Annotated in this window: 18 protein-coding genes and 1 tRNA gene; 4 read left to right on the top strand and 15 right to left on the bottom strand. The window is 65.0% G+C overall.

Going from position 1 to position 18,503, the window contains the following annotated elements; genetic code table 11:
• Positions 1-259: 259 nt before the first annotated feature.
• Entirely contained in the window at positions 260-1,576 is a 1,317-nt protein-coding gene (locus JMY28_RS08665; RefSeq protein WP_201695489.1) for an MFS transporter, read from the top strand.
• Between the two features lie 168 nt (positions 1,577-1,744).
• Positions 1,745-1,924, top strand: coding sequence for a hypothetical protein (locus JMY28_RS08660; RefSeq protein WP_201695488.1), 180 nt, complete (start codon positions 1,745-1,747; stop codon positions 1,922-1,924).
• 72 nt (positions 1,925-1,996) lie between these two features.
• Here the strand turns inward: JMY28_RS08660 and JMY28_RS39320 are convergent, their stop codons facing one another.
• The 8 genes from JMY28_RS39320 to map form a co-directional block, all read right to left on the bottom strand.
• The gene (locus tag JMY28_RS39320; RefSeq protein WP_256094537.1) at positions 1,997-2,122 is read right to left on the bottom strand and encodes a hypothetical protein; all 126 of its coding nucleotides are present in this window, start codon (positions 2,120-2,122) and stop codon (positions 1,997-1,999) included.
• A gap of 272 nt (positions 2,123-2,394) precedes the next feature.
• Positions 2,395-3,402, bottom strand: a complete 1,008-nt coding sequence (gene waaC / locus JMY28_RS08655) for a lipopolysaccharide heptosyltransferase I (RefSeq protein ID WP_201695487.1) — start codon at positions 3,400-3,402, stop codon at positions 2,395-2,397.
• Between the two features lie 379 nt (positions 3,403-3,781).
• Positions 3,782-4,099 (bottom strand): YXWGXW repeat-containing protein, encoded by a 318-nt coding sequence (locus tag JMY28_RS08650; RefSeq protein ID WP_201695486.1) that lies wholly within the window; start codon positions 4,097-4,099, stop codon positions 3,782-3,784.
• A 230-nt stretch (positions 4,100-4,329) separates the two neighbouring features.
• Positions 4,330-4,584, bottom strand: a complete 255-nt coding sequence (minE, locus tag JMY28_RS08645; protein WP_201695485.1) for a cell division topological specificity factor MinE — start codon at positions 4,582-4,584, stop codon at positions 4,330-4,332.
• 14 nt (positions 4,585-4,598) lie between these two features.
• On the bottom strand, positions 4,599-5,414 hold the full coding sequence (minD, locus tag JMY28_RS08640; RefSeq protein ID WP_201695484.1) for a septum site-determining protein MinD: 816 nt from the start codon (positions 5,412-5,414) through the stop codon (positions 4,599-4,601).
• 92 nt (positions 5,415-5,506) lie between these two features.
• Complete coding sequence (gene minC / locus JMY28_RS08635; protein WP_201695483.1) at positions 5,507-6,409, bottom strand: septum site-determining protein MinC; 903 nt, start codon at positions 6,407-6,409, stop codon at positions 5,507-5,509.
• 224 nt (positions 6,410-6,633) lie between these two features.
• On the bottom strand, positions 6,634-7,164 hold the full coding sequence (locus tag JMY28_RS08630) for a GNAT family N-acetyltransferase (RefSeq protein WP_201695482.1): 531 nt from the start codon (positions 7,162-7,164) through the stop codon (positions 6,634-6,636).
• A 142-nt stretch (positions 7,165-7,306) separates the two neighbouring features.
• On the bottom strand, positions 7,307-8,092 hold the full coding sequence (gene map / locus JMY28_RS08625) for a type I methionyl aminopeptidase (RefSeq protein WP_201695481.1): 786 nt from the start codon (positions 8,090-8,092) through the stop codon (positions 7,307-7,309).
• Positions 8,093-8,304: 212 nt separating this feature from the next.
• On the opposite strand from map, the gene JMY28_RS08620 reads away from it, so the two are divergent.
• Positions 8,305-9,099: a glycosyltransferase family 2 protein gene (locus JMY28_RS08620; RefSeq protein WP_201695480.1), complete on the top strand. Its 795-nt coding sequence runs from the start codon at positions 8,305-8,307 to the stop codon at positions 9,097-9,099.
• A gap of 76 nt (positions 9,100-9,175) precedes the next feature.
• Here the strand turns inward: JMY28_RS08620 and JMY28_RS08615 are convergent.
• The 3 genes from JMY28_RS08615 to JMY28_RS08605 all read right to left on the bottom strand — a co-directional run bounded on the left by JMY28_RS08615 (position 9,176) and on the right by JMY28_RS08605 (position 12,115).
• Positions 9,176-9,266, bottom strand: a tRNA-Ser gene (locus tag JMY28_RS08615).
• Positions 9,267-9,413: 147 nt separating this feature from the next.
• Positions 9,414-10,706, bottom strand: a complete 1,293-nt coding sequence (gene serS / locus JMY28_RS08610; protein ID WP_201695479.1) for a serine--tRNA ligase — start codon at positions 10,704-10,706, stop codon at positions 9,414-9,416.
• Positions 10,707-10,783: 77 nt separating this feature from the next.
• The gene (locus JMY28_RS08605) at positions 10,784-12,115 is read right to left on the bottom strand and encodes a replication-associated recombination protein A (RefSeq protein ID WP_201695478.1); all 1,332 of its coding nucleotides are present in this window, start codon (positions 12,113-12,115) and stop codon (positions 10,784-10,786) included.
• Positions 12,116-12,339: 224 nt separating this feature from the next.
• Here JMY28_RS08605 and cytX point away from each other — a divergent pair, with 224 nt between their 5' ends.
• The gene (gene cytX, locus JMY28_RS08600; protein WP_201695477.1) at positions 12,340-13,656 is read left to right on the top strand and encodes a putative hydroxymethylpyrimidine transporter CytX; all 1,317 of its coding nucleotides are present in this window, start codon (positions 12,340-12,342) and stop codon (positions 13,654-13,656) included.
• 84 nt (positions 13,657-13,740) lie between these two features.
• Here the strand turns inward: cytX and bioB are convergent, their stop codons facing one another.
• The 4 genes from bioB to bioA are packed head-to-tail and all read right to left on the bottom strand — an operon-like array spanning position 13,741 to position 18,154.
• Entirely contained in the window at positions 13,741-14,817 is a 1,077-nt protein-coding gene (gene bioB, locus JMY28_RS08595; protein WP_201695476.1) for a biotin synthase BioB, read from the bottom strand.
• 52 nt (positions 14,818-14,869) lie between these two features.
• Positions 14,870-15,580, bottom strand: coding sequence for a dethiobiotin synthase (gene bioD / locus JMY28_RS08590; RefSeq protein ID WP_201695475.1), 711 nt, complete (start codon positions 15,578-15,580; stop codon positions 14,870-14,872).
• The gene (gene bioF / locus JMY28_RS08585; RefSeq protein WP_201695474.1) at positions 15,577-16,773 is read right to left on the bottom strand and encodes an 8-amino-7-oxononanoate synthase; all 1,197 of its coding nucleotides are present in this window, start codon (positions 16,771-16,773) and stop codon (positions 15,577-15,579) included. Before bioF ends, bioD begins: the two co-directional genes overlap by 4 nt.
• A gap of 1 nt (position 16,774) precedes the next feature.
• Entirely contained in the window at positions 16,775-18,154 is a 1,380-nt protein-coding gene (gene bioA / locus JMY28_RS08580; RefSeq protein WP_201695473.1) for an adenosylmethionine--8-amino-7-oxononanoate transaminase, read from the bottom strand.
• Positions 18,155-18,503: the final 349 nt, after the last annotated feature.

The raw sequence follows: 18,503 nt of genomic DNA, 5'->3' as shown, positions 1-18,503 counted from the left end.
ATCCGCGCCCCCACGTGAGGCTTCGACCGTGCTCCCGCCCCTTCGTGCCTATCGGCGCGCGCCAATGGCCGGTCAGGAACCACCGCGCACAGCCCGCGCTGTGCGATGCATACTGGCGAAGCGTCGCCGCCTGACGGACGCGGCCTGTGCGTCGCGCGCCAGCCACGCGCCCCGCCACGCTTCGAGCCTGAACAAAGACGCTCGCGCAAGCCTCGCAAGAGTCAGGCGTAAGCGCGTCACAACGACTGGAGACCCTTGAATGTCCACCTCCCCCATTTCGCCCGCGCGCGCCGATCAGGCAAGCGCAGCGAAGCAGCAAAGCACCGCACGCGTGATCTTTGCGAGCTTTATCGGCACCGCCATCGAGTTCTACGACTTCTATGTGTATGCAACGGCCGCCGCGCTCGTGATCGGCCCCGTGTTCTTCCCGCACGGCTCGGCCACGGCGCAGGCGCTCTCGGCGTTCGTCACCTTCGGCATTGCGTTCGTCGCGCGGCCGATCGGCTCGTTCATCTTCGGCCACTTCGGCGATCGTATCGGCCGTAAATCGACGCTGGTGGCGTCGCTGCTCGTCATGGGCCTCTCCACCACGCTGATCGGCTTCCTGCCCGGCTATGACGCGATCGGCAGCCTCGCGCCGATCCTGCTGTGCATCCTGCGCTTTGGCCAGGGCATCGGCCTGGGCGGTGAATGGGGCGGCGCCGCGCTCCTCGCGACGGAATACGCGCCGCAAGGCAAACGCGGCTGGTTCGGCATGTTCCCGCAGCTCGGGCCGTCGGTGGGGTTCCTCGCCTCGAATGGCCTGTTCTTCGGGCTCGCTTCGACACTCTCCGACCAGCAGTTCCGCGACTGGGGCTGGCGCGTGCCGTTCATCGTCTCGGCAGTGCTCGTCGCGCTCGGTTTGTACGTGCGCCTGAAGATCGCTGAAACGCCCGCCTTCAAGGCCGCTGTCGAGCGCGACGAACGCGTCAAGGTGCCGGTCGCGACGCTGCTCTCGCAGTACTGGTGGCCGACGCTGCTCGGCGCGCTCGCCATGGTCGTGTGCTACACGCTCTTCTACAACGCGACGGTGTTCTCGCTCTCGCACGGCGTGACGGCGCTGCACATCCCGCGCCCGACCTTCCTCGGCATGCTGTGCATCGCTGTGGTGTTCATGGGCATCGCCACCCCGATCTCGGCCTGGCTTTCCGATCGCTTCGGTCGCAAGCCGGTGCTGATCGTCGGCTGCATTCTGGCGATTCTCTCCGGCTTCACGATGGAGCCGCTGCTCGGCAGCGGTGCGACGCCGCTCGTGCTGCTCTTTCTCGTGATCCAGCTGTTCCTGATGGGCGCCACGTTCGCACCGATGGGCGCACTGCTGCCCGAGCTGTTTCCGACGAACGTGCGCTATACGGGCGCGGGCGTCGCGTACAACCTGGGCGGCATTCTCGGCGCTTCGGTTGCGCCGTATATCGCACAGGTGCTGGCCGCGCGCGGCGGTCTCTCGTGGGTCGGCGCGTATGTGTCGATCGCCGCCTGCGTGAGCCTGTTCGGTGTCCTGTGCATGCGTGAGACGCGCCATACGTCGCTCTCGTAACGCATCGCCGTATCGACGAAAAAGCAAAGCAAAAAAGCGGAGTCCGCCAGCCGGACTCCGCTTTTTTTACGCCCTTCCAGATCGCGATTTTTGATCGCTTGGGGCACGCGCGACGCGTGTCTATACTCGAATCAACAGGCGGGGAGCGATCTCCCGGGGGAGCCGACGATGAACCTGCATCTGAGCAACGCCGACATTGTTCTGATCATCGCCCTCGCCTTGGGCATCTCCCTCCTGCTGGCGTTTCGCCTGCGCACCGCGAGCTGGCGCGCGGTCGTGCTCGAAGCGCTTGCGGCGAACGTCGCGGCAATTGCCGCGGTCGTCGCGATTGAAATGCTGCTTGCCTGAAGGCCGCCGTGCTGCAGGTGCCGCGGGTGCCGCTCGCACGGCGCTATGTGGCGCTGCGCCGCGTGGCGGCGATCAGCGATAGTAATAGCCGTGATGGTAGCCGCCGCCGTAGTAGCCGCCGGCCGGCACCACGACGCAGCCGCCCAGCGAAGCCGCGAGCAATGCGCCGGCGATGAGGGTAAGCGTCAATCGTTTCACAGTGTTCTCCCTTCAAGTCAGTGTCTGTGTCCAGCCATGCGATGTCGGGCTGGATGGTTATGATTGAACACGACGGCGAAGGCGTGAGGCGTTGCAATTTGTAAGCAGCGGTGTGGCTCGTGTAACAACACGAGCGCCCAAAGCCTTTTGCATGCGCGCTCTCACGCGCGCATGCAATACAAGCGCGACACTTTTAACAAGCTCGTAATGGGAAACTGCGGGGAAAGCACGCGGAAAGACCGCCGCAGCCAGCGCGCGCCGAACCGCGAAACTCAAGCGGCGTGAACGCGCGATGCCTGCGTGGATGCGCCGCCGTCGCGCGCGGGGTAGATGCGATCGACGGCATCGATCGCTACCTGCACGGGCGGCACATGACGACCATCGCCGATCGAGATCGAGCGATTGGGCGCACGCACCCCGCTGTGCTCGGCGTCGGTCGTAACGAAGACCATCACGGTCGGCTTGATGAGCGCGTGGGAGAGATGCACGAAGCCCGTGTCGGTGCCGACCACGAGCGCGCAATCTTCGATGCGCTGTGCGACCTGCAAAACCGTGAGACGCGGCAGCACCGTCGCACCAGGGATGAGCGCCGCAATTTCACGCGCCGTGGCGTGCTCGTTATCGGAACCCCACGGCAGTTCGATGCGCAGGCCACGCGCGATCAACGCATTGCCCAGCTCGCCCCAATGCTCGACCGGCCACTTCTTCTCGTCTTTCGAGGTCGCATGAAAGAGCAGCGCCGTGGGCGCGTCAGGCGCGGGCAGCGCGCTACCGTCGCGCGGAACGCGCATCTGAAAGTCGGGCGGTGTATCGACCGTGTAGCCAAGCGCCTCGCCGGCGCTGATGCGCATGCCGTGCCACGCATCGCACTTTGGACGCGGCCCGAAGCGGCCGTTGTAAGCGAAGGCCGCGCCGCGCTCGCCGAGGTCCTGCGAGAGATAGCCAAAGCGACGCCGCCCGCGCGCGAGAAACGCGATGATCGCGCTCTTGTACACGCCGTGAATGTCGACGATCGCGTCGTAGCGGTAGGCGCGCAGCTCCGAGATCGACGCCCAGATCGCCTTGAAGTCGCTCCATCGGCGCGCCTTCTTGAAGCGGCGCAGCGGCGCGCAGAGCACGCGGTCGACGCCCGCGTTCCAGCGCACGATATCGGCAAAGGCCTCGTCCGCGGCCCAATCGACCTTGACGCCTGGGAAGGCGCGCTGCACGTCGGCAACGACCGGAAGCGCCTCGACGATGTCGCCGAGCGAAGTCACTTTGACAATTAAAACTCGTTTCATTGTGCTGCGGACCACAAGGCCCGATATTCCAGTCTTCAAGGGATTCTCCGAGATTCTAACGGACGAACCTTGCGTCAACCTGCGAACAGGCGATCCGATGCGAACGATATCTGTCCCTTTCTTGCTCGATCCTCGTGCGGCATCGACGGTGCGCCCCACAAAACACGCGGGCCCGACGCGCCAAAGCGCGTCGGGCCCGGAATGGACGACCCGTCGAGGGATCGATAACAACGGTCAACGGCTAGTAGATGACGACCGGAGCGGGCCTCACGTACATGGGCCGTGCCGGCACGACGATGCAGCCCGCCAGCGTAAGCGCGAGCACGGCCGCCGCAAGCAGTTTTTTACTCATGGATAGGGCTCATTTCGGGCTCGAAGCTCAGGCGGCCCAATGGCCTTCGACCCAGCGCCAGTTCGGGCCGTGCGCGATCCAGTGGCCCGGCACCCAGTGATAGCCGACACGCTCAGCCTGCCAGTGGCCCCGCACCCAGACGTACTGGCCGTGGTCCCAGCGCCAGTGGCCCTTGTCCCATGCGTAGCCCGCACGCGGCGCCGGCATGACTTCCACGCGTTCGGCGGGCGGCGGCGCGCTCGGCTCGACCACGACGATTTCGGCTAGTGCGGGCGCCGCGACAGCGCAAGTGCCAGCAGCAACGATCGCAGCCTTGGCGATGAAGAGGCGAATAGAGTTGTTCATGTTGATCACCCTTGAATATGGACGCCATGATTGGCGTTACCCGATCAATGCGCGAGCACGGCGTTGCGCTGACAGCAGCGGTGTAACGGCGCAGGGTGAAGTGAAACCGAATATTTCGGTAAGGCAGGCGGTCGCGCCAGAGCGCAGCGCGCGAGAAAGAAAGGCGCGAAGGAAGAGCAAAGCGATACGACAAACGACGCGCGCAGCGCAGCGGCTGCGCGCGCTGAAACTCAAGCCTGCGGAATCTCGATCTTGACCTCGAGCACCTCGAGATCGTCCTGACGTTCGAGGCTCACGCGAATGTCGTCGTCGGAGATCTTCACGTACTTCGAGATCACCGCGACCAGTTCGCGTTGCAGAGCCGGCAGATAGTCGGCTGGCGCGTGGCCACCTGCGCGCTCGTGAGCAATGATGAGCTGCAGGCGTTCCTTCGCTACCGAGGCGGACTTCTTCTTCTCGCCGAGAAAAAACGTAAGAAACGACATGACGTTCGCCTCCCTTACTTGCTACCGAAGAGGCGCTGCAAGAGGCCTGGCTTCTGGTAATCGGTGAAGCGAAGCGACTTGTCCTCGCCGAGAAAGCGCGACACGACGTCCTTGTACGACTCGGCGACGTCGGTGCCGTCCAGATGCACGGCAGGCAGGCCCTGATTCGATGCGTGCAGCACCGCTTCCGATTCGGGAACCACACCGATCAGTTCGATGCGCAGGATTTCCTGGATGTCGTTCAGCGAAAGCATCTCGCCCTCGCTCACGCGCTTGGGGTTGTAGCGCGTGATGAGCAGGTGCTCCTTGATCGGGTCCTTGCCTTCGATCGCGCGTTTCGTCTTCGACGAAAGCATGCCGAGAATACGGTCCGAGTCGCGCACGGAAGACACTTCCGGGTTCGTCACGATGAGCGCTTCGTCGGCGAAGTGCATCGCGAGCAGCGCGCCCGACTCGATGCCGGCGGGCGAATCGCACACGATGTACTCGAAGTCCATCTTGCGCAGGTCCTCGATCACCTTCTCCACGCCTTCCTTCGTGAGCGCGTCTTTATCGCGCGTTTGCGAGGCCGGCAGGATGAAGAGGTTCTCGCACTTCTTGTCCTTGATAAGCGCCTGATTGAGATTCGCCTCACCCTGGATCACGTTGATCAGGTCGTACACGACGCGGCGCTCGCAACCCATGATGAGGTCGAGATTGCGCAGGCCCACGTCGAAGTCGATGACCGCGGTCTTGTGGCCGCGCAACGCGAGGCCCGATGCGAAACTCGCGCTCGTGGTCGTCTTACCGACACCACCTTTGCCCGAAGTCACCACAATGATTTTTGCCATTCCCTTACCTTGCGTTCGTCAGTTTCTCAGTTTGGTCTCATCGCATGCCGCTCATGCCCCTGCGCGCCTGCGCACGACGTTCGAGCTGCGACTCAGGTGAGCCTCAACGGTTCGATCAACAGCCTTTCTTCCTCTAGCCGGATTTGAGCCGGCTTGCCCCGCACGTCGTCGGCGAGTGGAACTTCGGTGGTACGGTAGATGCCCGCAATCGAAATCAGTTCCGCCTCGAGACTCGTGCAGAAAATGCGTGCGTCGTGGTTGCCATGCACGCCCGCGAGCGCTCGTCCGCGCAACGGTGCGTAAATGTAGATGTTGCCCTCTGCGATCACTTCCGCGCCGTTGGAAACGAGGCCGAGCACGACCACGTCGCCCTTCGCGTAGATGCGCTGGCCCGAGCGCAGCGGCCGATCGATCACGAGCGTGGGATCCGCGCGCGCGCCGGATGCGCCAGCGTCGAGTGTCGCGGCGGCGCTTACCGTTGCCGCCGCGCTCGCTTCGGTGGCGGCCGGGTCCGCGTCGGTGGAGAAGAGTTCCGGCTGTGCAGCGGTGGTTTGCGGTGCGGCCGTAACGGTCGCAGAAGCGGTGGCAGAAGCCGCGGAAGAAGCGGTGGCAGATGCGTTCGATGCCTCGCCGTCGCTCGCCGCTTCTTCGGCGGACGGCTTTGCGCCCACGCTGCGGCGGTCGCGCGCCTCGAGGAACGGCAAGCCTGCCGCAGCAGCCCAGCCGTGCTGTTCAGGCTGTGCAACCACGCCTACCGGGCGCATGCGCACGCTTTCGAGCAGACGCGCGATGTCGCCAAGCGCGACCTGCTCGCCGTCGGCGAGACGCCGCACGTCGATCGCGACGGTGTCGTTTGCGAAGAATTCAGGCGTCGCCTCGAAGCGCCGCGTGAGTTCCGCGCGCATGGCATCGAGCTCGGTCGTCTTGACCACGAACAGAAGCGTATCGACTGCACCGCTCTTCAGTTCAAAATATGGCGATTTCCTGGGCGACATGGCGTTCGGCTAAAAATTTTGCGTATTTTACAGGCGCGGACGCACACGGCCATTATTTTTAATGGTGTATTCGGCCAAATTCGCAGCCGGATACGCACAAACAAAAATGGCGCAAAAAAAGCGCGCGAAGCGCAAGCGTGAACGATCTGGTTCGGTATGTCGTACGCAGGGAGGTGAAGCGGGAGCGCCGCCGCACGCAGCGGCGCGAACGCCGGGCGTTATGGTTAAGAAGCGGACTTAGTATGCTCGCCGAGCGCGCGCATGAGCAGCGTCTCCCACTGTTCGGGCTGTTGCTGGCTGCGCGCGTGATCGCCGGTGGCGACAAAGCCGAGGCGCTCGTAGAAACGCATGGCTGTGGTGTTCGCGTCGGTCACCCAGGCGTAGACCTGCGTGGCGCCTTCGCCCACGAGCCATTCGATGGCGCTGTTCAGAAGCAGCTCGCCGCCGCTCAGATGACGCACCGCAGGCGCGACCCACAGCGCCGAAACGAACGCGCGGCGCGCCGGCGCGCTTTCGAAGCTCGCGCCGATCAGGCCGGCCGGATGGCCTTCGGTATAGAGAATGAACGACGTGCCCGTGTGCGAAACCGCATGCCGGGCCGCCGCGGCATCGAAAACAGCGGCATCGGCCGATAGCGCGTCTTCGAGCGTGTCGCCGAATGCATAAGGCGCGTCGCGCAGCGAAGCTGTTCGAAGCTCGCGGAGCACGGCACCCTGATCGGCGGCGATACGGCGAACGGTCAGTGACGGACTCATGCAGTCGTAAACCCCAATAAAGCGCTAACGCGTAGCTTTAACCGAACTGGCTTGAGAGTCAAATCCTTATTTGACAATTGCCTGCAGACCACGCCTCGCGCGCGATCCTTGACAGACGGCCACAGAGGCCGCACAGCCGTGCTCACGGGGCCTCGTAGGCGCCTGTGCCGTCCGGCCAGGGCGTGAGGAGTTCGTAGCCGTCGTCGGTAACCGCGACCATGTGCTCCCACTGCGCCGAGAGCGAGCGGTCCTTGGTGACGACCGTCCAGCCGTCGCGCTGCACCGTCGTGCCTGCGCGGCCTGCGTTGACCATCGGCTCGATCGTGAAGACCATGCCAGGCCTCAGGCGCACGCCCTGCCCCGGCTGGCCGTAGTGCAGCACCTGCGGCTCCTCGTGGTAGACCTTGCCGATGCCGTGGCCGCAATACTCGCGCACGATCGAAAAACCGTCTGCCTGGGCGCGCTTCTGGATGGCGTTGCCGACGTCGCCGAGCGTCGCCCCCGGCTTCACCTGGCGGATGCCCGCGAGCATCGCTTCGTAGGTCGTGTCGATCAGCTGGCGGCCCACCGTGCTCGGCGTGCCGACGCAGTACATGCGGCTCGTGTCCCCGAAATAGCCATCCTTGATGACGGCCACGTCGATGTTGATGATGTCGCCGTCCTTGAGCACCTCGCCGCGATTCGGAATGCCGTGGCAGACCACGGAATTGACGGACGTGCAGATCGTCTTCGGAAAGCCCAGGTAGCCGACATTGGCCGGGACGGCCTTCAGCGTGTTGACGATGTAGTCGTTGCAGAGGGCGTCGAGGTCGTCGGTGGAGACGCCCGGCTTCACGTGCTCGCCGATCATCGCGAGCACGTCGGCGGCGAGCCGGCCCGAAATGCGCAGGCGGGCGAGATCGTCGGCAGACTTGTAGGTGATAGGCATCTGTGGACCGAAGTGGGCGCGGCGGTGTACTTGAGAACACTTCGCCGCAAATTCAAAGGAGCGATTGTACCGGCGCTGCAGCATCGCTAGCGCAGCAACCCGCGTCATCCCCATGACGCCGGGCGCGGAATTTTCAGATATCTCCGATTGTTCGAGCGCAAGCCGCCGTCAAGAATGAGAAATATCTTACATCGCGAGCAGACAGTCCGATCATGACCTCAAGTAATCCCGCCCCCTCCTCCACCCCGAACACGGCGCTCAACATCCTGATCGCGCTGCCCACTTACGACAACTCGGTGCATTTCGATTTCGCCATGGCACTCGCCCGCCTCATGGAAACGCTCAAGGAGCGCGGCATCCGCTACGAGTACATCCATACGGCCTCGTCGCACATCATCCGCGCGCGCAATTTCTTTGCGAATTATTTTTTGAGCCATCCCGAGTTCACCCATCTCCTCTTTCTCGATACGGACATGGACTTCTCGCGCGAAGCGGTTCTGCGCCTGATCGCCGGCAACAAGCCCGTGGCCGGCATTGCCTGCCCCTACCGCTATTTCGACCGGGAAAAGCAGATCACGAGCGCCGACGTGGGGCTCACGCTGCGCGAATGGCAGGAAAAAACGGTGGACTACAACACGGCAATCCTCGCGGATGAAGCGGGCAGCAGTTTCGTGTCCGACGGCTGGGCCGAGGTGGGCCATATCGGCACGGGCATTTTCCTCGTGCGGCGCGACGCGCTGGAGGCGATCGTTGCGCACACGGAGCTATACCGGCCGCCCGCGCAGTACGCCGGCTACCTCCCGGACGGCAAGTTCTATGCGTTCTTCGACACCGTCGGCGAGAAAGGCGTGTACCTCTCAGAAGACCTGTCGTTCTGCCAGCGCGTGCGCGCGGCAGGCAAGTCGGTGTGGGCGCTCGTCGACGAAAAGATCGTGCATCACGGCGGGTCGTCGATTTCCGGGACGTACCTGCGTGCGCTGGAGATGCGCGGACATAGGCAGAAGTGAACGCGCCTGCGCGCGCAAAGCGCGCAGAAAAGCAAAAACCCCTGCAGCGGTTAAGCATGCAGGGGTTTTCTGAATTTGGCGGAGAGGGTGGGATTCGAACCCACGGTACGGGGAAACCGTACGCCTGATTTCGAGTCAGGTACATTCGACCACTCTGCCACCTCTCCGGGGCACTGCTTTTTTACTGCCTCTCCGGCGTTGGTCGGCAACCGGAGAAGCGAAGATTATAGAACATGTTTTGAATTTTGCAAGCCCTCACTGGAAAAAAGTTTCGAGGGCAAGCAAGTCATATGTTCTGTTCGCGAGGCAGTGCCTCAGGCGCTCACTGCGAGGCGCGCCACGCCGCCCATATACGGGCGCAGCGCTTCCGGCACCGTGACCGAGCCGTCCGCTTCCTGATAGTTCTCCAGCACGGCAACGAGCGTACGGCCCACAGCGAGGCCCGAGCCGTTGAGCGTATGCACGAGTTCCGGCTTGCCCTGCGCGTTGCGGTAGCGCGCCTGCATGCGGCGCGCCTGGAAGGCTTCCGTATTCGAACAGCTCGAAATCTCGCGATACGTGTTCTGCGCCGGCAGCCACACTTCGAGGTCATAGGTCTTCGAAGCCGAGAAGCCCATATCGCCCGTGCACAGCGTGATGACGCGATACGGCAGGCCGAGCTTCTGCAGGATAGTTTCCGCGTGGACGACCATCTGCTCGAGCGCGTCGTACGACGTTTCGGGTGCAACGATCTGCACCATTTCGACCTTGTCGAACTGGTGCTGACGGATCATGCCGCGCGTGTCGCGGCCATACGAACCCGCTTCCGAACGGAAGCACGGCGAGTGCGCCGTGAGCTTGATCGGCAGCGCGCCGCCTTCCACGATGCTCTCGCGCACCGTGTTCGTGAGCGAGATTTCCGAGGTCGAAATGAGGTACTGCGTGACCGTGTTCTCGCCGCCACCCTTTTCCACGCGGAACATGTCGTCGGCGAACTTGGGCAGCTGGCCCGTGCCGTACAGGATTTCCGGGTTGACGATGTACGGCGTGTACGTTTCCGTGTAGCCGTGCTCCAGCGTGTGCGTGTCGATCATGAACTGCGCCAGCGCGCGATGCAGGCGCGCGATCTGGCCACGCAGCATCGTGAAGCGTGCGCCCGAGAGCTTCGCGCCCGTCTCGAAATCGAGACCGAGCGGCGTGCCGACATCGACGTGATCTTTCACCTCGAAGTCGAACGCGCGCGCCGCGCCCCAGCGGCGCACTTCCACGTTGCCGGCCTCGTCCTTGCCAACGGGCACGCTCTCGTGCGGCAGGTTCGGCACGCCGAGCAGCAGGTCCGAGAGCTTCGACTGGATCTCGTCGAGCTTGGCGGCCGACGCCTTCATCTCGTCGCCGATGCCGCCCACCTCGGCCATGACCGACGAGGTGTCCTCGCCGCGGCCTTTCATCGCGCCGATCTGCTTCGACAGGCTGTTGCGGCGTGCCTGGAGCTCTTCGGTGCGGGTCTGGATGGCGCGGCGTTCCGCTTCGAGCGCGGAGAAGGCCGCGACGTCGAGGGTGTAGCCGCGGTCGGCGAGGCGCTTCGCGACGCCATCGAGGTCTTTGCGCAGCAGCTGGATGTCGAGCATGGGATTGTGAGACGCAGTTTCGTTGTGTGAAGGGTCGATTTTAGCGCACCGGCCGGGGCATCCCGGCGGGACTGGCATCAGCCTTTGCGCTTCCTGTCGCGGATTTCGTCCCGATGCGCGTCGCGCCATTGCGCGTCGAGGTCGGCCAGACGAGCGAGCTTTTCGCCGATCTTGCCTTCGAGCCCGCGCGGCGTGGGCTGATACCAGCGCGGCTCGCGCATGCCGTCGGGCAAATAGGTCTCGCCGGCCGCGTAGGCGTCGGGCTCGTCGTGCGCATAGCGATACTCGTGACCGTAGCCCAGTTCCTTCATGAGCTTGGTCGGCGCGTTACGCAGATGGATCGGCACCGCGCGCGACTGATCCTTGCTCACAAAGCGCCGCGCCTCGTTATAGGCGTTGTAGCCCGCGTTCGACTTCGGCGCGACGGCAAGATAGATCACGGCCTGCGCGAGCGCGAGTTCGCCTTCGGGCGAGCCCAGACGCTCATAGGTCTCCGCGGCGTCGAGCGTGATGCGCCCGGCGCGCGGGTCGGCGAGACCGATATCCTCCCACGCCATGCGCACGATGCGCCGCGCGAGATAACGCGGATCGGCGCCGCCGTCGAGCATGCGGCAGAACCAGTAGAGCGCGCCGTCCGGGTTGCTGCCACGCACCGACTTGTGCAGCGCGCTGATCTGGTCGTAGAACGCGTCGCCGCCCTTGTCGAAGCGGCGCAGGTTTTCGGCGAGCGCGCTGCCGAGCAGTTCGCCGTCGATCTCGGTCTTCTTCTGCTGAGCGGCCGCGCGCGCGACGATTTCGAGGTTGTTCAGGAGCTTGCGGCCGTCGCCGTCGGCGGAACCGATCAGCGCCTTTTTCGCTTCGTCCGTGAAAGTCAGGCCGCCCAGCTCCTCGCTCGCGCGCGCGAGCAGTTCGCCCTGCTCCTCTTCGTCGAGGCTCTTGAGCACGTACACGGCCGCGCGCGAGAGCAACGCGCTGTTCACCTCGAACGACGGGTTTTCCGTCGTCGCGCCGATGAACACAAAGAGGCCCGATTCGACGTGCGGCAGGAAGGCATCCTGCTGGCTCTTGTTGAAGCGATGGACCTCGTCGACGAACACGAGCGTCTGGTGCCCGCGCGCGCGATGCAGTTGCGCCTGCTCCACGGCCTCGCGGATGTCCTTCACGCCCGAAAGAACGGCGGAGAGCGCGATGAATTCGGCGTGGAAGGCATCGGCCATGAGGCGCGCGAGCGTGGTCTTGCCCACGCCCGGCGGCCCCCAGAGGATCATCGAATGCGCTTCGCCGGACTCGAACGCGACGCGCAGTGGCTTGTTGGGCCCGAGCAGATGCTTCTGGCCGATGACCTCGTCGATGGCGCGCGGGCGCAGCCGTTCGGCGAGGGGGACGTTGGCACGGGTTTCTTCAAACATGACGTTTTCGCGATAATGACGGCTTTCCGGCTGGCCGAGCGTGAGTTGCCTATAGAGCGACGGATTCGGGGACACAGCGCCCGACACCACAAAACGGCCTGCCGCACCGGATGCAGTCGTGCATTATGACAGCGAGTGCCGCGGCGCGAAGCGCGGGCCGATCCGCTCACGCTGACGAAACCGGACAAAACAGACAACACACGACACAGAGGAAAGCGTTCCACATGATTCAAGATTCGCACGCCGGCGACGCCGGCTCCACCTACGCGCCGAACGTGCCCGTACCCGACGCGCGCCGCCAGTTCCGCACCGGCGACGCCTTTGCGCTGTGGTTTTCGCTCGGCATCGGGCTGCTGGTCGCGCAGGCGGGCGCGCTGCTCGTGCCGGGCCTCTCGCTGCCGCACGCGCTCATGGCCATCGCCATCGGCAGCGTGATCGGCGTCGTGCTGCTCGCGCTCGCGGGCGTGATCGGCACGGACACGGGCCTCGCCGCCATGTCGTCGCTGCGCCCGACGCTCGGCGTTCGCGGCGTGGCGATTCCGGCGGTCATCAACATGGTGCAGCTCGTGGGCTGGGGCTCGTTCGAGATCATCGTGATGCGCGATTCCGCCGACGCGCTCGCCAAACAGGCCTTCGGCCTTTCGATGCCGCTCGTCTGGACCGTGATCTTCGGCGTGCTCGCCACGCTGCTCGCCGTGAGCGGCCCGCTCTCGTTCGTGCGGCGCTTCCTGCGCACGTGGGGCATCTGGCTGCTGCTCGCGGGCGCGGCCTGGCTCACGTGGAGCCTGCTCGTCAAGCAGGACGTGGGCGCGCTGATGCGCCGCCCCGGCACGGGCGAAATGCCGTTCGGCAGCGCCATCGACCTCGTGGTGGCGATGCCGCTCTCGTGGCTGCCGCTCATCGCCGACTACACGCGTTTCGGCCGCAAAGCGGGCGAAACCTTCCGCGGCACGCTGTTCGGCTATGGCATCGCGAACCTCTGGTTCTATGCGCTCGGCGCCATTTACGGGTTGGCCGCGGGCGGCGGCGACGCGCTCCTCACCACGGCGCTCGCACAAGCCGGCGGCGGCTTCGCGCTGCTGCTCGTGCTGATCGACGAAATCGACAACGCGTTCGCCGATATCCACTCGGCCGCCGTCTCGACCGGCACGTTCTGGACGCGCGCGAGCGTGCCCTGGCTCTCGGCGGCCTTCGGTGCGCTGTGCACGCTGATCGGCCTCGTCGTGCCGATGGCGAAATATGAGAACTTCCTGCTCTTCATCGGTTCGGTGTTCGCGCCGCTCTTTGGCGTGGTGCTCGCCGATCACTTCATCGTGCGGCGCCGCCGTATCGACCCGCAGGCGCTCGCCGACCTGAACGGCGCGTATGGCTATTCGGGCGGCTGGCACGTGAGCGCGTTCGTCGCCTGGGTGGTCGGTTTCGGCGCGTATCAGGCGCTCAACCAGTGGCTGCCGAACCTCGGCGCGACGCTGCCGTCGCTCGTGATCGGCGCACTGTGCTATCTCTTGCTCGCGGGGCGCCGCCGCGCGGCGTACGCTTAGGGCCCTGCATTTCGCTTTGCCCGAGCAATGAAAAACGCCACGCTTCGCAGCGTGGCGTTTTGACTTTTGGCGACGTGCGAGGCGTTACTCGCAGTGGCCGCAGCCGCCGTGCGAGTGACCATCGTGACCGTGGTCGTCAGCGGGCAAATGCTGTGCGGCCTGCGCGGTGATGCCCAGACGCTGCAGCAGCTTGCGGTCGGCTTGCGCCTGCGGGTTGCTCGTGGTGAGCAGCTGGTCGCCGTAGAAAATCGAGTTCGCGCCCGCCATGAAGCACAGCGCCTGGAGCGCGTCGTCCATCTGCTCACGGCCCGCCGAAAGACGCACCATGGCCGTCGGCATCGTGATGCGCGCCACCGCGATCGTGCGCACGAACTCGAACGGATCGATCGGCTCGGTGCCTTCGAGCGGCGTGCCCGCGACCTGCACGAGATTGTTGATGGGCACCGACTCCGGGTACGGCTCCATGTTCGCGAGCTGCGCGATCAGGCCCGCGCGCTCGCGGCGCGACTCGCCCATGCCGACAATGCCGCCGCAGCACACGTTGATGCCCGCGTCGCGCACGCGCTCGAGCGTCTCGAGACGGTCCTCGTAGGTGCGCGTCGTGATGATCTTGCCGTAGTACTCCGGCGACGTATCGAGGTTGTGGTTGTAGTAGTCGAGGCCCGCGTCGGCCAGTTCCTTCGCCTGGTGATCTTCGAGCATGCCGAGCGTCACGCAGGTTTCCAGACCCATCGCCTTCACGCCGCGGATCATGTCCTTGATCGGCTCCAGGTGGCGATCCTTCGGATTGCGCCACGCCGCGCCCATGCAAAAGCGCGTCGCGCCGTTGGACTTGGCCGCGCGTGCGGCGTCCAGCACGGCGTCAACAGCCATCAGCTTGCCGGCTTCGAGTTCGGTTTCGTAGTGCGACGACTGCGGGCAGTACGCGCAGTCTTCCTCGCAGCCGCCGGTCTTGATCGACAGTAGCGTGGAGAGCTGCACGGCGTTCGCGTCGAAATGCTCGCGATGCACCTGCTGCGCGCGGAAGATCAGGTCGTTGAACGGCAGCTCGTAGAGCGCGGCGACGTCGGCGACTTTCCAGCGCGCAGCGGATTCGGCGGCGGCCTGGGCGCTCGGCGCGGTCGCCTTCAGCGAAGTGATGTCGATGTGGGTTTGCGTCATGGTGTCGTGGTCCTTCTTTACGTGACTGTGCCTGGCAGTGCTTGAATGTGCATCATGCGTCGGCGCGCAAGCGCGCGAGCAACGCGTCGATGTTCAGATGTCCGGCTGCGTCGTCGGCGCCTGCGCCGCGCATATGCGGCACAACGCCGATGAGCGGCGCGCCGTACTGGGTGGCGAGACGCTCGCGCAGCGCGTCGATGTTTTCTTCGGGGAACGTCATGGCCGGGTCGATACGGTTGGCGACCCAGCCCGCGAGCTTCAATCCGCGCGCGGCAATTGCTTCGACCGTGAGCAGCGCGTGGCTGATGCAGCCGAGCCGCATGCCCACCACGAGCACCACGGGCAGACCGAGCGCGACGGCGAGGTCGGCGGTGTCTTCGGTCGCCGTGAGGGGCACGCGAAAACCGCCCACGCCTTCCACGACGATGGCATCCGCGCGCTCACAGGCCGCCCGGTAGCAATCGACGATGCGCGCCATGTCGAGCGTCACACCTTCGAGCGCAGCGGCGATGTGAGGCGCGGCGGGCTCCTTGAGCAGGAACGGCGTGCGGATCTCGGGCGGCAGCAGCACGCTCGCGGCGGCGTCGAGCTGATCGGCGTCCTCGTTGTGCAAGACGCCGTCGCGCTCGTAAGCGCCCGCGGCGATCGGCTTGAGCGCCGTGGCGCGCAGCCCCGCGTGGGCGAAGCCGCGCAGCAGTGCTGCGCTCACGAAAGTCTTGCCGATCTCGGTATCGGTGCCGGTGACGAAAAGCGAAACCGTCATTGCGCGAACTCCCGCGCTTCGAGGCTCGCGCGTTGCAGCGATGCGTTCAGCCGGTCGAGGTCCGCATCCGAGTGCGCCGCGGAAAGCGAAATGCGCAGACGCGACGTGCCCTCGGGCACAGTGGGCGGACGGATGGCGGGCACCCACAGGCCGTCGCGTTCGAGCGTGGCTTGTAGCGCGAGCGTCGCCTCGTTGGCGCCGATGACGAGCGGCTGCACGGCGGTATGCGAATCGACCGGCTGCCAGCATGTATCGATGAGCAGCGAACGCGTGCGGCCGATCAAATGCTTCAAATGCGCGCGGCGCGCATCGCCCTCCTCGCGTTCGATCAAACGCAGGCTCGCGGACACCGCGTGCGCCACCGCCGGCGACGAAGCCGTCGTGAAGATATACGGACGCGCGCGCTGCACGAGCCATTCGATCACGGTGCCGTGCGCGCAGATGAACGCTCCCGAAACGCCCGCCGCCTTACCGAGCGTGCCGACCATCACGAGATGTTCCGAACGCAGGGCGGCTTGCGCCAGCGCGCCGCGGCCCTGCGGGCCGAGCACGCCGAAGCCGTGCGCGTCGTCCACCACGAGCCACGCGCCATGTTTTTCCGCGAGTTCGACGAGGCGCGCGAGCGGCGCGACGTCGCCGTCCATGCTGAACACCGTGTCGCTCACGATCACTTTCGCGCTCGCGTCGGAGGCTTCGAGCATCGCCGCGAGCGCCGCCATGTCGGCATGCGGATAGATCTGGATGTCGGCGCGCGAGAGCCGCGCGCCGTCGATCAGCGAGGCATGGTTGAGCGCGTCGGAGAAGATTGTCGTGCCGCGGCCAGCGAGCGCCGTGAGCACGGCCAGATTCGCCATGTAACCGGTGCTGAAGTACAGCGCGCGCGGCGCATCGACGAAGGTGCCCGCGAATGCCGCGAGATCGTCTTCGAGTTGTGCGTGCGCGCGCGAGTGGCCGCCCAGCAGATGCGAGCCGCCACTCCCCGCGCCGTAGCGCTGCGCGCCTTCGGCGATGGCTGCGACCAGTTGAGGATGCGCGGCGAGGCCAAGATAGTCGTTGCTGGCAAAGCCGATGGTCGCGCGGCCGTCCACCTGCATGTGGGCGCTGCAAGGCGTGTCGGCGGTGCGGCGGCGGCGGCGCAGGCCGCGCGCGTCGATGTCGCGCAAGCCCTGTTCGAGGGTGTCAAGCAATGCCATTTCAGAGGTCCTCCGCGACGGTGGCGTCGAAAGTCTCGCGCGTGCGCATTGCGAGGAACGCCTGCATTTCGTTGTCCAGAATATACGGCGGCATGACATAGACCGTCGTGCCGATCGGGCGCAGCAGCAGTTCGCGCTGCAGCGCGTTTTCGAAGAAGCGTCGCGAGAATGTCGCCGCGCGCTGCGGGTCTTCGAGCGCTACGTCGAACGCGAGTATCGTGCCGCACTGGCGCAGGTTGCGCACAAGCGGATGCGCGGCGAACGGCTCGAACAGCGCGCGTAGTTGCGCCGATTTGCGCACGTTCGCAGCGAGTACGTCGTCACGCTCGAACAGGTCGAGCGTGGCGAGCGCGGCGCGGCACGCGAGCGGATTGCCCGTGTACGAATGCGAATGGAGGAAACCGCGCGTCGTGTCGTCGTCGTAGAACGACTCGTAGATGGCGTCGCGCGAAAGCACAATCGAAAGCGGCAGATAACCGCCGCTAATGCCCTTCGAAAGCGTAAGCAGATCGGGCCATACGCCTGCCTGCTCGCACGAGAAAAAGGTGCCGGTACGCCCGCAGCCCACGGCGATTTCATCTGCGATCAGGTGCACGCGGTGACGGTCGCATAGCGCACGCAAGCCCTTGAGATAGGAGGGATCGTGCATCGCCATACCGGCCGCGCACTGCACGAGCGGCTCGACGATCAGCGCCGCGATACGGCCTTCGCGCTCGATGAAGAGACGCTCGACATCGGCCAGTGCGCGGGCCGCGACATCCTCCGCCGTTTCGCCGGGTTGCGCGGCGCGCGCGTCGGGCGAAGCGACCACATGCGCGTGATGCAGCAGCGGATCGTAAGCATCCCTGAAGAGCCTCACATCGGTCACGCCAAGCGCGCCGATGGTCTCGCCGTGGTAGCTGTTGGCAAGACAGACGAATTCGCGCTTGTCGCTCTCGCCGCGATTGCGCCACGAATGAAAGCTCATCTTGAGCGCGATTTCGACGGCCGAAGCGCCATCGGAAGCGAAGAACGCATGGCCGAGCACGCCGCCCGTGCGCGCCGAAAGACGCTCGGCAAGCTCCACGGCGGGCTCGTGCGTGCAGCCCGCGAGCATGACGTGCTCGAGCGTGTCGAGCTGCGCCTTGAGCGCGGCATTGATCGCAGGATTGGCGTGGCCGAAGAGGTTCACCCACCACGAACTGATCGCGTCCAGATAGCGACGGCCTTCGTGGTCATGCAGCCACGGGCCAACGCCCCGCGCGACAGCCACGAGCGGCAGGCGCTCGTGATGTTTCATCTGGGTGCAAGGGTGCCACACGGCGCGCAGGCTGCGAGCGACCCAGTCGGTCGCGGCGCGATCTTCGCGGGCAGGGTGCGCAGGGTGCGATAGCGAATTCAAATACGACTCCCGATACGACAGCGGGACCGAGATTAACGTGTTAGCTGCCGCAATGCACTACCCCGAAATTCGCCCTCCAACGCGCGGCGGGGCGGCGTTTCGAGCCGTTCGGGACAACTCGGAACCGATGGAAAATAAAGACCAGAAATGCGCGGAGATGACGACGGCAAAGTGAACCCGGCTTATGCAAAAAAATCTGCGCGCCGGGGCGAAATTGCAGAACGTGGGACCGCGCGGCGGATATTTTTGGCGAGGCGTGGCAAGAGCACAGGCGCGTGAAAGTCAGACGATAAGGCGCGACGCAATGGGGTGCGTGCGAGAAAATGCGGGGGGAAATGAAAAGCAAAGC

The sequence above is a fragment of the Paraburkholderia hiiakae genome, from assembly GCF_904848665.1.
GTDB lineage: Bacteria > Pseudomonadota > Gammaproteobacteria > Burkholderiales > Burkholderiaceae > Paraburkholderia > Paraburkholderia hiiakae.
This window is presented reverse-complemented; position numbering and strand designations above follow the sequence as displayed.

Coding starts and splice junctions, on each gene's coding strand:
- JMY28_RS08665 (WP_201695489.1), top strand. CDS start 260: ATGTCCACCTCCCCCATTTCGCCCGCGCGCGCCGATCAGGCAAGCGCA.
- cytX (WP_201695477.1), top strand. CDS start 12,340: ATGATTCAAGATTCGCACGCCGGCGACGCCGGCTCCACCTACGCGCCG.
- waaC (WP_201695487.1), bottom strand. CDS start 3,402: ATGAAACGAGTTTTAATTGTCAAAGTGACTTCGCTCGGCGACATCGTC.
- JMY28_RS08605 (WP_201695478.1), bottom strand. CDS start 12,115: ATGTTTGAAGAAACCCGTGCCAACGTCCCCCTCGCCGAACGGCTGCGC.
- bioB (WP_201695476.1), bottom strand. CDS start 14,817: ATGACGCAAACCCACATCGACATCACTTCGCTGAAGGCGACCGCGCCG.
- bioF (WP_201695474.1), bottom strand. CDS start 16,773: ATGGCATTGCTTGACACCCTCGAACAGGGCTTGCGCGACATCGACGCG.
- minE (WP_201695485.1), bottom strand. CDS start 4,584: ATGTCGTTTCTTACGTTTTTTCTCGGCGAGAAGAAGAAGTCCGCCTCG.
- JMY28_RS08630 (WP_201695482.1), bottom strand. CDS start 7,164: ATGAGTCCGTCACTGACCGTTCGCCGTATCGCCGCCGATCAGGGTGCC.
- JMY28_RS08620 (WP_201695480.1), top strand. CDS start 8,305: ATGACCTCAAGTAATCCCGCCCCCTCCTCCACCCCGAACACGGCGCTC.
- JMY28_RS08660 (WP_201695488.1), top strand. CDS start 1,745: ATGAACCTGCATCTGAGCAACGCCGACATTGTTCTGATCATCGCCCTC.
- minC (WP_201695483.1), bottom strand. CDS start 6,409: ATGTCGCCCAGGAAATCGCCATATTTTGAACTGAAGAGCGGTGCAGTC.
- minD (WP_201695484.1), bottom strand. CDS start 5,414: ATGGCAAAAATCATTGTGGTGACTTCGGGCAAAGGTGGTGTCGGTAAG.
- map (WP_201695481.1), bottom strand. CDS start 8,092: ATGCCTATCACCTACAAGTCTGCCGACGATCTCGCCCGCCTGCGCATT.
- bioD (WP_201695475.1), bottom strand. CDS start 15,580: ATGACGGTTTCGCTTTTCGTCACCGGCACCGATACCGAGATCGGCAAG.
- JMY28_RS08650 (WP_201695486.1), bottom strand. CDS start 4,099: ATGAACAACTCTATTCGCCTCTTCATCGCCAAGGCTGCGATCGTTGCT.
- serS (WP_201695479.1), bottom strand. CDS start 10,706: ATGCTCGACATCCAGCTGCTGCGCAAAGACCTCGATGGCGTCGCGAAG.